Raw genomic sequence first — 15523 nt, 5'->3', positions numbered from 1 at the left:
CTGTATTAACCTAAAGTAGGGGTAACGTCCTGCAGTTCTTTATCGTCCAGCTCGCGTTCGAAGCTGCGTAAACGTTTATAAATGGACATCAGCTCCACCAGCGTAGTCCATGAGCTGATCAAATACTGGAACGAACCGCGTACCTGACCGAAAACGTTGGTGATCTGCGTCATCAGACCGAGCGTTATCGTACCCGCTACGATTGACGGGAACAGCAGGAACAAACCGAAAACATTATCGACCTGCAGGTAAAGAATACGGGCGATATTGAAATACATATAGTGGAAATAGAGGCGGAAGTAGTTTCTGCGCACCGCACCAAAAAGCTCGCGCACGGTAGGCGGCGACGCGCGATTGGCATCATCTTCGCCATACACCAGCTCTTTACGGTAGGCCGCTTCTACGCGCTGGTTTTTAAACTCCAGGCCCGGCAGCTTGATCCCGACGACCGCCAGCAGGCCCGTTCCCATCAGCGACCAGACGATCGCCGCAATCACCAGCCCGTACGGCAGATGGCCGACAATCGGCAGGTCCGGAACGTGCGCCGAGAGGGTGACCAGCACCGGCAGGAAGGCAATCAGGGTCATAATGGCGTTGATAAAGCTCACGCCCATATCTTCCAGCGTAGAGGCAAAACGCATGGTGTCTTCCTGCACACGCTGCGCGGCACCTTCGATATGGCGCAGGTGCTGCCAGTGCGCCATATAGTGTTCGTTCATCGCGGTACGCCAGCGGAAAACGTAGTGGCTGACGAAGAAGTTGTTCATGACGCCAATAATGACCGCAATCAGGGCAATGCCGAGGAAGATCCCCACCTCGTGATAGAACTGGTTTATCGAGACCTTGTGCGGCGAGCTGAGCGCGGTCTGGATGAGATCGTAGAACGGGGCATACCAGGCGTTAACCGCCACGCCCACCTCAACCAGAAACCAGGTCACAAAGATGATGAGCGCGGTGCCGAGAATCGACCAGTACTGCCAGCGGTGCGGCGAATAGATAAACCAGAACAGCGCGAAAATGCCGACGCAGAGCGCGTAATAGGCATAAAAAAGCAGATAGCTCAGCGACCAGAATCGCGCGGCGCTAATCGGCACGTCCTTCGTTGCGCCGATCAGATGCGACAGCCATGCGCCGCCGCCTGCCTGCCAAAAAATGACGGCAAGAATTGCCCAAATAAATGCCGACAAAAAAAACGGCCCCGGCTTTGGGAAAAAAGACTTAAACATGATGCTTCCTTCTTGTTGTTATGGCTGTTGCTACGTTCAGTAAATCACCACACGAAAACCTTGCCTGCGCCCATCTCATAGCGGAGGCAAAATGGTCAGACCCAACGGGTGAATATTAGTTCGCATCGGCGTTGACGAGAATTGTTTCGGTGCGTTTCAAACCCCGCCCCCTCTGACCGGCCACTATCATAAGCCTGACGTCACAAAATGGGAGACGCGCCGCAGTAAAATTGCGCTTATTTACCCATGGTTACGTTTTTCTCGCTATGGTTATGCTATTCGGGTCATTGCGCCGTGTCGTTTAGTAGTATAAATACCCATTACCGTATTAATTCACTTCATGGATGCTTTTCGTTGAAACGTTGTCTGCTTACTCTTGCCGCGCTGTGTGCGCTAACGCTGTCCACCGCTCACGCTCAGGCAGTCCAGCCGCTGACGGCGCCTGTTCTGGCCTCTGATATTGCCGATCGCTATGCGAATCTGATCTACTACGGCAGCGGTGCAACGGGTATGGCGATGGTGGTTATCGACGGTAACCAGCGCGTGTTTCGCAGCTTTGGCGAAACGCGTCCGGGCAATAACGTCCACCCGCAACTCGATTCCGTGATCCGCATTGCATCCCTGACCAAGCTGATGACCAGCGAATTGCTGGTGAAACTGCTCGATCAGGGCGTGGTGAAGCTCGACGATCCGCTCAGCAAATATGCGCCACCCGGCGCGCGCGTGCCGACGTATCAGGGTGCGCCGATTACGCTGGTCAACCTGGCTACCCATACCAGTGCGCTTCCGCGTGAACAGCCGGGCGGTGCCCCCCATCGTCCTGTATTCGTCTGGCCTACCCGTGAACAACGCTGGAATTACCTGAGCACCGCGACGCTGAAAGCCGCGCCGGGGTCACAGGCGTCTTATTCTAACCTTGCGTTTGATCTTCTTGCCGATGCGTTATCCACGGCCTCGGGCAAACCGTATACGCAGCTGTTTGAAGAGCAGATAACGCGTCCGTTGGGCATGAAGGACACCACCTTTACCCCCTCTCCTGACCAGTGCGGTCGCCTGATGGTCGCCGAGAAAGGTGCCAGTCCGTGTAATAACACGCTGGCGGCAATCGGTAGCGGCGGGGTTTATTCCACACCGGGGGACATGATGCGCTGGATGCAGCAGTTCCTCTCTTCTGATTTCTACTCGCGCAGCAGCCAGGCTGACCGTATGCAGACGCTGATGTATAAGCGTGCACAGCTGCACCGCGTGATCGGTATGGACGTGCCGGGTAAAGCCGATGCGCTTGGAATGGGTTGGGTCTATATGGCGCCGAAAGACGGTCGTCCCGGTATTATTCAAAAAACGGGCGGCGGTGGCGGGTTCATTACCTATATGGCGATGATCCCGCAATCCAACGTTGGCGCTTTTGTGGTGGTCACCCGCTCTCCGAACACGCGGTTCGTCAATATGAGTGATGGTATCAATAATTTAGTGGCTGAATTGAGCGCCAACAAAGCGCAGGTACTTACTGCGTCTAACTGATTTAATATTCCGTGGGCAAACGGTTGACGCTAACCAGTTTGCCCCGGCTCATATTAATATAATTTCCCCGGCGTAGCGCGGCGAGTATTTCCGCAACAACGGAACGGGAAATTCGGGTACTTCGCTGAATATGATTCATTACGCCTATTTTTGAACGCAGGGTTTCATCCCATTCGGCCATTTCCATGAGCATGGCGCGGATCTGGCTATACGAATTATTACCAACCAGCTGCATATCGCGTTTTGCAAGAATATAATTCACCCAGGATAACCAGCCGAATGCTTCACGCCAAAGATATTCTTGCTGAATACGTTGGCGGGCCGTGACGGCGGGTAAATAAAATCCTGAACACGGCGTCTGTGTGACCATTATATATTCTTTTAGGTTATCATTCATTCCAGCGGTCAAACCAAAAATAAACGGTGCCCTTGCAATGCCAATCAGTAATTCATCTGACTGACGGTAAATTTCTATAATGCCGCTTTGTATTACGAAGGTGTAGGGTTCTTCGCCAGAGACATTCTGTGAAATGCGTTGCTGCTTCGCAGTTTTAAAAGGCGTTCCATCGACTTTCAGGCACTGTTCGAGCCGGCTTAATTCAGAAAGTGGTTTAGCATCAACGTTCATGCAGACCTCAAGTCATCTGTATATGTCGGTTCTGTGATTTTTTCTGAAGAAAAAGCGGGGAAAGAAATCCCCGCTTTTCAGATGTTACCAGGTATATTTCACACCCAGGTTAGCGCCCCAATTCTGGTCAACGTCGCCGCCGCCCAGATAGGTTGCATCAGTATAGGTACTGAAGTTTTTGGTGAAGCTGAACTGCGTGCCTAAACCAACGCGGACGGCAGAGCCCTTCACACCATTGTCGATGTTGTCGTTATTAACATCGGCACTGTTGTTGGCATCGTCGTAGACGTACGCCAGTTTGAAGTAAGGCGTCAGCGCCTGCTCACCACCGTAATTGAAGGTGTAACCCGCATCAATACCCGCTTCGTAGCGCAGGCTATCGTAGGATTGACCATCGATACGCATATCGTTGCTCAGCTGGTAATCATCGCCAGACTGGAACAGGCCAGACACGGCCGCATACGGCGTGACGTAACCAGACAGGTTTGGTTTCCAGTCATAACCCAGCTTCAGGCCAAAGCCTACGGCATCGGTCGTGGTATTCCCGTCAACGTACTGACCATTGCTCATGTTAGCAGAGAGGTCGCTATTGAAGCGGGTATAGTTCAGGGAGCTGTCGAGGAACACATCGTTAGCAAATTTCGCCGATGCGTAGATCATCGCAGTCTGGCTATCCTGATCAACCTGACCGGTACGATCGCTAATGTCACCCTTCGCGAAACCAGCCGCGCCGCCGACAATCCACTTGGCATTATTGCCATCAATCTGGGTATCCAGACCGACCATAATGCCGCTGACGTCCTGATCGTAGCTGATGTCGCCATTATCCCCGTCAAAGTTCCCGCCGAAGTAGCTCACCCAGGCACCGCCGTTATCGGCCAGGCCATGACGGCTGTTGGTCAGACGCGTGCCTACGGTGTCCTGCTGCAGGTTCCAGATATTGGTGTTCGCAGAAGGAATGCTCAGCGCCATGTTAGCGGAGTCGGTCAGCTCTTTCTGCTGCAGAACCACGGTGTCGCCTTTCTGCTGTGCCTGGTAAGTATAAGCCCCCAGATCGGCTTTGTTTGCCGCCGTAAAGCTTGCGCTGGTCCCCGCGTTATTGTCGTAAACGCGAATAATTTCTTTGTTTTTGTAGTCCGCAACGGAACCTGCACCGGTCGCATCGTCGATACGCACGCTGTAGTTACCTGCGACATCTCCGTTCACGGCTAAGTGGCCGTCAGAGTTCATCGCCACGACGCCGTGGTCGTATTCCGCTTTGCTCTTATCGTTAGTGATATAGCGAGCGTTGTTCAGATCGGAATTCAGCACGTAATCACGGCTGGCCACGTTCAGCACACCGCCATCGGTCAGCACCATGTTATGGGTATCAACCTGGCCCAGACCCAGCGCCAGCTCAGCGCCGTTATCCACGGTGATGGTGTTGGCGTAGAGTTCTGCCGTTTCTTCCGTCAGCGCTGCACGGCTATCGCTGTCCAGATACAGGCTATCGGTTGCCACCGCACCGCTATCGCCCACGTTCAGGGTAGACGCGTTAGTCAGGGTGATGGAGTCGGCCAGCAGGCCGGAGTTTTCAACGTTAACCTGAGAGTGATTATTCACCGCCAGCTTGTCGATGTTAGAGACCTTGCGGGTATCCCACTCGGAACCGTTGTCCAGCGTCACGTTGAACAGACCGCTCTGATACACCTCTTCACCCGCAACGTGGCCGTTGCTGTCGAAGGTAGAGTCAGGCCAGATGCTGTTCGGGGAGAGCGCTTTCCAGTCAACGTTGTTATAACCCTGACCGTACATCTCAGAGGTGCCGATAGCCTCAACGCTGGATTGCGCTGCACCTACCCACTTGCTGCCGTTCGTCAGCGTGACGTCCAGTTTATCGGTACCATCCCAGCCGTTGGTGGTTGGGTTATACACACCGTCTTCGGTGGTATCGGTTGCCGGATCGCCGTTGTCGTAGAAGTTGTTATCAAAGGTACTGGAGAAGAGGATATCGCCAGTAATGGTGGAGCGATCGAACGTCGCCGTGGTCTGCATGGCGTTGTCAGACGCGCCAGCGGCCACAATCAGCGCTGCATCATCAGCACCGGTCGCGTTAGTTTCGCCGTAATCGCTCGGCTTCGCGGTCTGACCGTAAAAGCCGCTGGTGCCCAGGTCGCTGTAGGCACCAGAGGTCAGAACAGAGTCTTTCACCACCAGCGTATCGGTGAACACATTGCTGTTGTTCGCCACGCCCGTTTCATTGTCGTAAGGCGTGTTATCCAGGTTTTGATAACCCTGCGTCAGGGTAATACCTGCAACGTGAGAATTATTCTGGATAACAATATCTGACTCCACGTCCAGGGTAATTGCATTACCCATATCGTAAGTGTTCAGATAATGCGTTTCGCTGGTCTCTCCGTTCACCACATCATAAGCGTAGTGTTCGTAGGTATCATTGATCGTGGAATTATCGACGGTCAGACTGAAACGGTCATATTGCGCATGCGCCGTGCCGTCCGTATCCACACCGTCAGCGCAGGTGGAGGTCATGCACTTCGAGGTGATCATACCGTTAATGGTACTGTTAGAAATGCTCAGCGCATTCGCACGGCCATTCGCACCATCATCCAGGTAATAGGTTGAAATAACGCCGTTGACCGTCGATTTTTTGATAACAGGATAGATGTCGCCATCGTGTGCCGCCCCGGAGTAATCCCAGTCGGCATAGCCATAATACCATGGCGTCGTGGCCGTATTATCATATCCAAACGTATTAAACGTTGTGCCGGAAATATCTTTCGCATTTGCCTGAGAAGCGATCGCCACGGTGCAGGCTAATGCCAGTTGAGATACAACCAGTTTCTTTTTCCATGTTTGCATTGGGTCATCCCTCCTCAGGGACGTAAGCAAGTTTTTCCATCAAACCATATAGCAATATTTTATTGCGGAGGGAATTATGCAGTTGCACTTCGAAAAGGTTCAATGAATGATTCCATTAAGTCCGTATACAGACAAATAACGAAGAGAATAACCTTGAGAGGCCAAATACTCTAGATAAATATTATAAAAACAGCGCGTTAGAGATAAATCCCATAAATATTGAAAATATAAAAAATTAAAATAGATCATTATTAATTATATAATTTATCTAATATAGATATAATACAAATTATTCAGACTTTCTTTTATCCCTCGCCCATGTTCTCCACCGCGCGGTCGGGCGCTAAAAACAAAAAGCCCACTTTAGTAAAACGCCCCTCCTCACTTTCAGGTAAACTGATCCTCTTTGTTCCACAAACGTCAGGCATATCATGACCGATTTAATTGCTCGTCCCCGTCGCCTGCGCAAGTCACCTGCACTGCGCGCTATGTTTGAAGAGACAACACTGACCTTAAACGATCTGGTGTTGCCGATTTTTGTTGAAGAAGAGATCGATGACTACAAAGCCATCGACGCTATGCCGGGCGTGATGCGCATTCCCGAAAAACATCTGGCACGCGAAATCGAACGCATTGCCCGGGCGGGGATCCGCTCGGTCATGACCTTTGGGATCTCCCACCACACCGATGCCACCGGCAGCGATGCCTGGAAAGAAGATGGCTTGGTTGCCCGTATGTCCCGCATCTGTAAGGACGCCGTGCCGGAGATGATCGTCATGTCCGACACCTGTTTCTGTGAATACACCTCTCACGGCCACTGCGGCGTGCTGTGCGACCACGGCGTGGATAACGATGCAACCCTGTTGAACCTCGGTAAACAGGCGGTAGTGGCAGCCGCTGCGGGTGCAGACTTCATCGCGCCTTCCGCTGCGATGGACGGCCAGGTGCAGGCTATCCGCCAGGCGCTTGATGCCGCGGGCTTTACCGACACCGCCATCATGTCCTACTCCACCAAATTTGCCTCGTCTTTCTATGGCCCGTTCCGTGAAGCAGCCGGTACCGCCCTGAAAGGCGATCGTAAAACCTACCAGATGAACCCGCTCAACCGTCGCGAAGCGATCCGTGAATCGCTGCTCGACGAAGCGCAGGGCGCGGACTGCCTGATGGTCAAACCTGCTGGCGCGTACCTTGATATCCTGCGCGATATCCGCGAGCGCACCGAGCTGCCGCTGGGTGCCTACCAGGTCAGCGGCGAATACGCGATGATCAAGTTTGCCGCCCAGGCGGGTGCCATAGATGAAGAGAAAGTGATCCTGGAAAGCCTCGGCGCGATCAAACGCGCGGGCGCGGATCTGATCTTCAGCTACTTCGCGCTGGATCTGGCCGAGAAGAACATTCTGCGTTAATCCTCATCCCCTCTCCCTTCGGGGGGAGGGGGTGCTCGTCATAACGTCACCAAACTGCAATACCACCGACATCTCCCCCTTCTACTGTCTTCGCAAGACGGCAGGAGGAGTGACCATGTTTAGTCTCGATAGCGTTCTCGATGACCTTTGGCCTCAGGCGAGGCCCGCACCCTGGCAAAAAAATCTCTTAAAAAAGCTGCTCTACGAAGAAGAATTCCAGCAATTTGCCGCCGCCCATCGCCACCTGAAAGGGCTGGATATGGTGGAGCAGGTTCTGGAGCATCTCGATATTCACTGCACCGTTTCAGCCCGCGACCTCGAACAGATCCTCGACCACGGTCCGCTCGTCATTATTGCAAATCACCCTACAGGCACCCTCGACGGGCTGGCGCTCATGTACGCCGTCTCCCGCGTGCGTCGTGATGTGAAAGTGGTAACCAACCGGCTGCTTACCCACCTTGAGCCGCTCGGCTCACTGTTCATCCCGGTCGATAACATCAACGGCAGAACGTCAAAGTCCTCGCTGATGCAGATGGAGCAGCATCTGCACAACGGCGGCGTACTGATTTTCTTCCCGGCAGGTGAAGTGTCGCGACCAACGCGCAAAGGCATTCGCGATAAACAATGGCACTCAGGCTTTATCAAACTGGCCGGTAAGCTGCGCGCCCCGCTGTTGCCGATGCATATCCAGGCGCGCAACGGCCTTTTCTTCTATGCCAGCACGCTGGTCTCGCCCACCCTGTCGATGCTTTTGCTGATGCAGCAGATGTTCCGCCGCCGCCACAGCACGTTGCCAATCACAATCGGCCAGCAGATTGCCTGGAGCCAGTGGTTTAGTGCCGGTCTTTCATCGCGTGAGATGGCCGAGCGATGCCGTCAGCACGTGATGCGTCTTGGCAAGGGCGTGCCGGGCGTTTTCAAAACCCAATGCGCCATCGCCCGAGCGGAAGACCGGGCCACCCTGAAGCGCGCGCTGGCGCAGGCCGAGTGTCTGGGGGAAACCAGCGATGGCAAAACCGTCTACCTGTGGCAGCGCAACGGCCAGGAGGAGGCGCCAGTATTGCGTGAGCTGGGTCGTTTGCGGGAGATTGCGTTTCGCGCGGTCGACGAAGGCAGCGGTAAACGCCGCGACACCGACCGCTACGACGATGACTATCTGCATCTGATCCTCTGGGATGACGACGATCTTGAGATCGTCGGGGCGTACCGCTTTATGCCCACGGCGATGCAAATCGCTCAGCGCGGCGTGGAGGGACTCTACAGCCACAGCCTGTTCCACTATGACCAGCAGATGGAAGAGGTGCTGGAACACGGCATCGAACTGGGGCGCAGCTTTATCCAGCCGCGCTACTGGGGACGGCGTGGCCTGGATTACCTGTGGTCGGGCATTGGTGCCTATCTGGCACGTTATCCGCACTACCGCTATCTTTTCGGGCCGGTCTCTATTTCTGGCGGGCTGCCGCCCGCCGCGCGGGATCTGTTGGTGGCGTTTTACCGGCTCTGGTTTCCGGCAAGCCACCCGCTCGCCGCCTCGCGCCAGCCTTATCCGGCATCGCTCCCGGACGTGCTCGCCCAGTTTGGCGGCGTGGATTACGCCGAGGATCTGACCAGGCTGAAATCCCTGCTGGGTAACCTCGGGTGCGGCATTCCCCCGCTCTACAAACAGTATTCAGAGCTGTGCGAGCCCGGCGGCGTGCAGTTTATCGATTTCGGCAGCGATCCGGCGTTCAGTCACTGCGTTGACGGGCTGGTGCTGGTGGATTTGTGCTATCTGAAGGCGAACCGTTATCAGCGCTATATCGCGGTACACCTTTAGCCCTGTTGCCCGGTGGCGCTACGCATACCGGGCCTGCAAGGAAACCCAGGCCGGGTAAGGCAACGCCGCCACCCGGCAAGAACGGTGTACAAGCGGCGGGGTCAAGGACGATAAAACGGCTTATCCCCCAGAATCGTCGCCCGGTGCATAATCCGCCGCTGTGGCAGATAATCCGCATTTGCATAGTGCTGGGTGACGCGGTTATCCCAGATTGCGAGGTCATTCTCTTGCCAGCGCCAGCGCACCTGAAACTCTGGTTTGGTGATGTGCGCGAACAGGAAGCCCAGCAGCGCCTCACTCTCCTTTTCGCTCACGTCAACGATGCGGGTGGTAAACCCTTCGTTCACGAACAGCGCCTGTTTGCCCGTTACCGGATGCGTGCGCACCACCGGATGCAGCAGCGGCGGATGCTTCGCCACCGCCTCCTGCCAGCGCCGATGCTCCTCGTCGCTGTTCCGGTACTTGAACTCCTGGAAGGATTTTTTAAAGTCATGTTCCGCCCGCAGCCCGCTCAGTAGCGCCCTGAACGGTGCTGAAAGCGCTTCAAAGGCGGCAATCCCGCTGGCCCACAGCGTATCGCCCCCCGTTTCGGGCAGCTGCTTCGCCGCCAGAATCGCCCCGGCGGGCGGCGTCTCAATAAAGGTGACGTCGGTATGCCAGTTGTCGTTATCCGGCGGATTATTGTTGTGGGTGTCCAGGACAATAATCTCCTCGACGCCTTCCGCATGCGGGTAAACCGGGTGGATATGCAGATCGCCGAAGCGCTGAGCCAGCCCCCGCTGCTGCTGGGGTGAGATCGCCTGCTCGCGCAGGAACACCACCTGATGGCGCAGCACCGCGTGGTAGAGCTGTTCAAACTGGTTATCGCTCAGCGGACGGGCCACGTCCAGGCCAGCGACCTGCGCGCCGATGTTTGGCCCCAGCGGGGTAATGATCAAACGTTCACTCATTGTATTTCTCCATGCCAGGGCGTCAGGCGGCGCTGTAACGCGCGCAGCCCCAGTTCTAATCCAAAGGCGATCGCGGCGATGACCGCAATCCCTGCCAGTACGACGTCAGTCGCCAGAAATTCACCCGCCGACTGCACCATAAACCCAAGCCCGCGCGTGGCCGCGATAAGCTCTGCCGCCACCAGCGTGGACCAGCCGACGCCAAGACCAATGCGTAGCCCGGTTAATATCTCCGGCAGCGCGCCGGGTAAAATCACGAACAGCAGCACCTGGACGCGGCTGGCCCCGAGCGATTGCGCCGCGCGGATCCGCACCTGCTGGGCACTCTTCACTCCTGCCAGCGCCGACAGGGCAACCGGCGCAAAGATGGCGAGATAAATCAGCAGGATTTTGGACGTTTCACCAATGCCAAACCAAATCACCATCAGCGGCAAATAGGCCAGGGGCGGAACCGGGCGATAAAGCTCAATCAGCGGGTCGAGAATGCCGCGCACCGTCGGGCTTAGCCCCATGGCGATACCCACCGGCACGCCGATCAGCACCGCCGCCTGCAGCGCGACCAGAATGCGTGCCAGGCTGGCCCCTAAGTGTTGCCAGAGCGTCGCATCCATAAACCCCTGCGGCCCGGCGATGGTGATCAGTTTTTCCAGCACCTGTCCCGGCGGCGGCAGGAACAGCGGGCTGATCCACTGCTGCGCCGCCACGGCCCACCACGCCACCAGCAGCACCAGCAGCGTGCCGACGCTCAGGGTGAGCTGATGTGAAAACGGCCAGCGCAACGCGAGGCGCGTGCGGCGCGCTTTTTCACTGAAAACGATGCTCATGAGAACGCCTCCCGCTGTTCAAACACGCGGCTCAGCACGTATTCACGTTTTTCGATAAACCGCAGATCGGACTTGATGCTGCGCACCGACTCCCCCGCCACGAAGCGGCGGGCAAAGTCGAGCGACAGGCGCTCCACCACTCGCCCCGGCCCCGGCGACAGCAGCACGAGGTGGGTCGCCATAAACACCGCTTCTTCGATATCGTGGGTGATCAGCAGGACCTGCTTACCGGTTTCATGCCACAGGCGTAAAAGCAGGGTCTGCATCTGCTCGCGGGTAAAGGCATCCAGCGCCCCGAACGGCTCGTCGAGCAGGAGCAGTTGTGGGCTGGCGGCTAAGGCTCTGGCAATGCCGACGCGCTGACGCTGGCCGCCAGACAGCTGCCAGATAAAGCGTTTTTCAGCGCCCTCAAGCCCGACTTTTTTCAGCATCTCCCGCGCGGTGGCAAGGCGCTGTTCGCGCCCGACTCCCGCCAGCTGTAAACCGAACGCCACGTTTTCCTGAACGTTGCGCCAGGGAAGCAGGCCTTCATTCTGAAAGACCACGCCGCGCTCGGCGCCCGGCCCGTCAACCTTTTTCCCTTCCAGGTGAATGCTGCCGCGCTGATAAGGGACAAATCCGGCGATCAGGTTGAGCAGCGTGGTTTTCCCGCAGCCGGAGGGGCCGAGTACCACCAGCAGCTCACCGCCATCCAGCGTCAGGTTAATCTCTTCCAGCGCCGGTTTGCCGCCGTAATCCGCAGACAGGTTCGTTATCGTCAGCATGGCAGCCCCCTTATTTCACAAAGCGATCGGTCACGTACTGGCTGTAATCCGCGGCCACCGCAGGCACTTTGCCCTGCTCTTTCAGGAACGTTGCCGTGTCGACGATGGCTTTGTTCACCGGCCCGGTTAACTGCTGTACCTGCTGAGCGGGCGTGAGATAGGTATTGCCCTTCACCAGCCCCGGCACGTCAGCCTCCGGAACGCCGCTCAGACGCGACAGTTTTTCCAGGTTAGCAGGCTCGCTCAGCCACGCATCGGGATTGCTGATATAGGGCTGCTGCGCGTCGAGGGCGCTTTTAGCAAAGGCTTTCACCACCTCCGGGTGTTTTTCGGCGAAATCCTTACGCACTACCCACACGTCGAGCGTGGGCGCGCCCCACTCACCGCCTTTTGCGGAGTCAGTCAGAACGGTGCCGTCTTTTTCCAGCTCGTTCACGGCGGGCGCCCAGACGTAGGCGCCGTCAATATCACCGCGCTGCCAGGCTGCAATAATGGCCGGCGGCTGGAGGTTGAGAATTTGCACCTGTCCCGGCTTAATGCCCCAGTGTTTAAGCGCCGCCAGCAGGCTGTAGTGGGTGGTGGAGATAAACGGCACGGCGATGCGTTTGCCAATCAGATCCTCGGGTTTGGTGATGGTTTTTTTCACCACCAGCGCTTCGGAGTTCCCGAGCTGCGAGGCCAGCAGGAAGACCTCAATCGGCACCTGCTGGCTGGCGGCCACGGCCAGCGGGCTGGAGCCGAGATTGCCAATCTGCACGTCGCCGGAGGCTAACGCCCGGACGATGGCCGCTCCGCTGTCGAACTTGCGCCAGTCGACTTTCGCCCCGCTCTCTTTGGCAAAGGTGTTATCGGCCTGCGCGACTTTCGCCGGCTCGGCAGAGGTTTGATACGCAACGGTGACCTCCACCGCCTGCGCCTGAAATGCCCACAGCGCCAGCGCGCCGAGTAGTGTGATCCGCGATGAAACTGCCATAGTGCCTGCTCCCCTTGTTGTTATGGAGGCAGTATTTCCGGCGCAGGAATTTTGATAAAGGAATAAAAAAGAATCGCTAATGACGATTCGTTTTTAGATAAAAAGCGGGAAAGGATAGTTGGTTTTGTGCGGTTGTTTTGTGCCGGGTGGCGGCTACGCCTTACCCGGCAAAGCACTCAGCGCTGCGCGTTCAGCTCAGCAATGTCTTTCGGCGTGGTGCGGCAGCAGCCGCCAATCAGCTTCGCGCCAGCTTCCAGCCACTGCGGCAGATACCCCGCCAGCGTCTCGCAGGCTTCACCGTGGTGATGCCAGGTTTTCGTCACCGCATCATAATGCTCCCCCGAGTTCGGGTAGACCACCAGCGGCAGCGCCGTCAGGCTGTTCAGGTGTTTCAGGGCCGCCGTGGTGTTTTCCAGCGCGATACAGTTAATCCCCAGCGCCACAATCTGCGGGTAATGACTCAGTGCAGAGACCACCTCGCGCAGCGCCGTACCGTCGCTCAGATGCTCGCTGTCACGCAGCGTAAACGAGAACCACGCCCGGGCGCGGGGATACTCTGCCAACAGTGATGCCAGGGCTTTAATCTCCGCAAACGATGGCAGCGTTTCGCAGGCCAGCAAATCGGCACCCGCATCCAGCAAGGCTTCCACGCGCGGACGGTGGAACCGGGTAAATTCCTCAGCGCTACGCACGTAGTCACCGCGATACTCAGAACCATCCGCCAGGTATGCGCCGTACGGCCCCACGGACCCCGCCACCAGCAGCGTGCCCGCGTTTGCGTTTTCGGCGAGATACGCTTCCCGCGCCTTACGCGCCAGCTCCACGCTTTTGCCGACCAGCGCACGCGATTGCGCCTCGTCCAGCCCACGCGCGGCAAAGCCCGCTGGCGTGGCCTGGTAGCTGGCGGTGATCGCCACCTGGGCACCGGCACGGTAGTAATCCAGATGCACCTCGCGGATAAGCTCCGGGTTTTCCACCAGGACTTTGGCAGACCAGAGGCTGTCAGCCAGGTTACAACCGCGCGCTTCCAGCTCCGTTGCCATCGCGCCATCGAGCACCACGTAAGGCTGCGTTTCAAGGAGGGCGGTGAGCGGATTATTCTGCGACATGTTCAGGCTCCTGCGTCGTCGTTTTTTGGGTCAGATAGTACGCACCATAACACAGGGCGACGAACGGCAGCCCGCAGTAAAGGGCAATTCTCTGGCTCGCGTCAAACGCCAGGCCGATACAGGCCACCACGCACAGAATAAAGCCCAGCACCGGCACCAGCGGATACCACGGCGCGCGGTACTGCAACGCCGAGAGCGGCTGGCCGGACTGCAGGTGACGACGACGAAAGACGAAGTGCGAGGCGCAGATGCTGATCCACACCGCCACCACCGCAAACCCGGAAATTGCCGAGAGTGCGACAAACACCGTGTCCGGGGCCACCACGCTTGAAAAGAGCGCCAGCACGCCGCCGAGCATCGACACGGAGAGCGCCGTCAGCGGCACGCCGTTTTTATTAACGCGGGCAAAGCAGCGCGGCAGGGTTTTCTCGTTGGACAGCGACCACAGCATGCGCCCGGATGCATACAGCCCCGAGTTGGCCGCTGAGAGGATCGCCGTCAGGATCACAAAGTTAAAGATATCCGCAGCATATGGAATACCAACTTTTTCAAACACCAGCACGAACGGGCTTTTTTCCACGCCGGCCTGCTGCATCGGGATCAGCGCTGCCAGTACAAATACGGTGCCGATAAAGAAAATGATCAGCCGGGCGATGGTGGTACGGATCGCCACCGGAATGACCCGGTGCGGATCCTCGGTCTCCCCTGCCGCAATGCCGATCAGCTCCGTTCCCGAGAAGGCAAAATTCACCGCCACCATGGTCATCAGGATCGGCAGGCCGCCGTGCGGGAACCAGCCTTCAGCGGTGATGTTGCTCAGGCCCGGCGCGGGTGAGCCGTCCTGCATCGGGATAAACCCGAAGATGGCCGCGCCGCCGAGGATAATAAAGGCGATGATGGTGATGACTTTAACCAGCGAGAACCAGAACTCCCCTTCGGCAAAGAAGCGCGTCGAAATAACGTTGAGGCCGAAAATCACCGCGCAGAACACCACGCACCACGCCCAGACGGGAACCTGCGGGAACCAGTACTGCATGCAGAATCCGGCGGCGGTAAAGCTCGATCCGAGCGCCACCGTCCAGGTGAGCCAGTAGAGCCACGCCACGGTATACCCCGTCGCCGGGCCAAGATAGCGGGCGGCATAGACGTGAAACGCGCCGGTTTCCGGCATCGCCACCGAGAGTTCGCCGAGGCACTGCATCACCAGCCAGACCACCAGCGCGCCGATCAGGTACGCCAGCAGCGTGCCCGCCGCCCCGGTTGTAGAAATGATGTAGCCCGTATTGAAAAATAACCCTGTACCAATCACGCCGCCCAGCGAGAGCATAATCAGGTGGCGCGTTTTCATGGTGCGCTTAAGCTGTCCGTTTTGTTCTGTTTGCATATTACCTTCTAAACGTATGGACATCTAAACATCCAAAGAAGGTGTGTTATACCGCGATTGTTA

The 15523-nt window shown here is 56.9% G+C and carries 12 protein-coding genes; 3 read left to right on the top strand and 9 right to left on the bottom strand.

Features of this window, described 5'->3' with window-relative positions:
• Positions 1-5: 5 nt before the first annotated feature.
• A complete protein-coding gene (gene sbmA / locus ACWKX3_RS10415; protein ID WP_006176831.1) occupies positions 6-1226 on the bottom strand; it encodes a peptide antibiotic transporter SbmA in 1221 nt (406 codons plus the stop codon).
• A 354-nt stretch (positions 1227-1580) separates the two neighbouring features.
• On the opposite strand from sbmA, the gene ampH reads away from it, so the two are divergent.
• On the top strand, positions 1581-2747 hold the full coding sequence (gene ampH, locus ACWKX3_RS10410; protein WP_006176830.1) for a D-alanyl-D-alanine-carboxypeptidase/endopeptidase AmpH: 1167 nt from the start codon (positions 1581-1583) through the stop codon (positions 2745-2747).
• A 1-nt stretch (position 2748) separates the two neighbouring features.
• Here the strand turns inward: ampH and ACWKX3_RS10405 are convergent, their stop codons facing one another.
• Positions 2749-3375 (bottom strand): helix-turn-helix domain-containing protein, encoded by a 627-nt coding sequence (locus ACWKX3_RS10405; RefSeq protein ID WP_006176829.1) that lies wholly within the window; start codon positions 3373-3375, stop codon positions 2749-2751.
• 84 nt (positions 3376-3459) lie between these two features.
• Positions 3460-6234: an autotransporter outer membrane beta-barrel domain-containing protein gene (locus ACWKX3_RS10400; protein WP_454541713.1), complete on the bottom strand. Its 2775-nt coding sequence runs from the start codon at positions 6232-6234 to the stop codon at positions 3460-3462.
• 431 nt (positions 6235-6665) lie between these two features.
• Here ACWKX3_RS10400 and hemB point away from each other — a divergent pair, with 431 nt between their 5' ends.
• Positions 6666-7640, top strand: coding sequence for a porphobilinogen synthase (gene hemB / locus ACWKX3_RS10395; RefSeq protein ID WP_042320773.1), 975 nt, complete (start codon positions 6666-6668; stop codon positions 7638-7640).
• Positions 7641-7755: 115 nt separating this feature from the next.
• Entirely contained in the window at positions 7756-9456 is a 1701-nt protein-coding gene (locus ACWKX3_RS10390; RefSeq protein WP_454541712.1) for a lysophospholipid acyltransferase family protein, read from the top strand.
• A gap of 101 nt (positions 9457-9557) precedes the next feature.
• Here the strand turns inward: ACWKX3_RS10390 and tauD are convergent, their stop codons facing one another.
• From tauD to mmuP, 6 genes are all read right to left on the bottom strand, one after another.
• Entirely contained in the window at positions 9558-10406 is an 849-nt protein-coding gene (gene tauD / locus ACWKX3_RS10385; RefSeq protein ID WP_454541711.1) for a taurine dioxygenase, read from the bottom strand.
• Positions 10403-11230 (bottom strand): taurine ABC transporter permease TauC, encoded by an 828-nt coding sequence (gene tauC / locus ACWKX3_RS10380; RefSeq protein ID WP_454541710.1) that lies wholly within the window; start codon positions 11228-11230, stop codon positions 10403-10405. The genes tauD and tauC overlap by 4 nt, the downstream gene beginning before the upstream one ends.
• A complete protein-coding gene (gene tauB / locus ACWKX3_RS10375; protein ID WP_454541709.1) occupies positions 11227-11994 on the bottom strand; it encodes a taurine ABC transporter ATP-binding subunit in 768 nt (255 codons plus the stop codon). Before tauB ends, tauC begins: the two co-directional genes overlap by 4 nt.
• Positions 11995-12004: 10 nt before the next feature.
• On the bottom strand, positions 12005-12967 hold the full coding sequence (gene tauA / locus ACWKX3_RS10370) for a taurine ABC transporter substrate-binding protein (RefSeq protein WP_454541708.1): 963 nt from the start codon (positions 12965-12967) through the stop codon (positions 12005-12007).
• A gap of 176 nt (positions 12968-13143) precedes the next feature.
• Entirely contained in the window at positions 13144-14076 is a 933-nt protein-coding gene (gene mmuM, locus ACWKX3_RS10365; RefSeq protein ID WP_454541707.1) for a homocysteine S-methyltransferase, read from the bottom strand.
• Positions 14063-15460 carry an S-methylmethionine permease gene (mmuP, locus tag ACWKX3_RS10360; protein WP_006176816.1) on the bottom strand — a complete coding sequence of 466 codons (1398 nt, stop codon included), beginning with the start codon at positions 15458-15460 and terminating at the stop codon, positions 14063-14065. Before mmuP ends, mmuM begins: the two co-directional genes overlap by 14 nt.
• Positions 15461-15523: the final 63 nt, after the last annotated feature.

The sequence above is a fragment of the Enterobacter sp. UPMP2052 genome (assembly GCF_053709675.1).
This window is presented reverse-complemented; position numbering and strand designations above follow the sequence as displayed.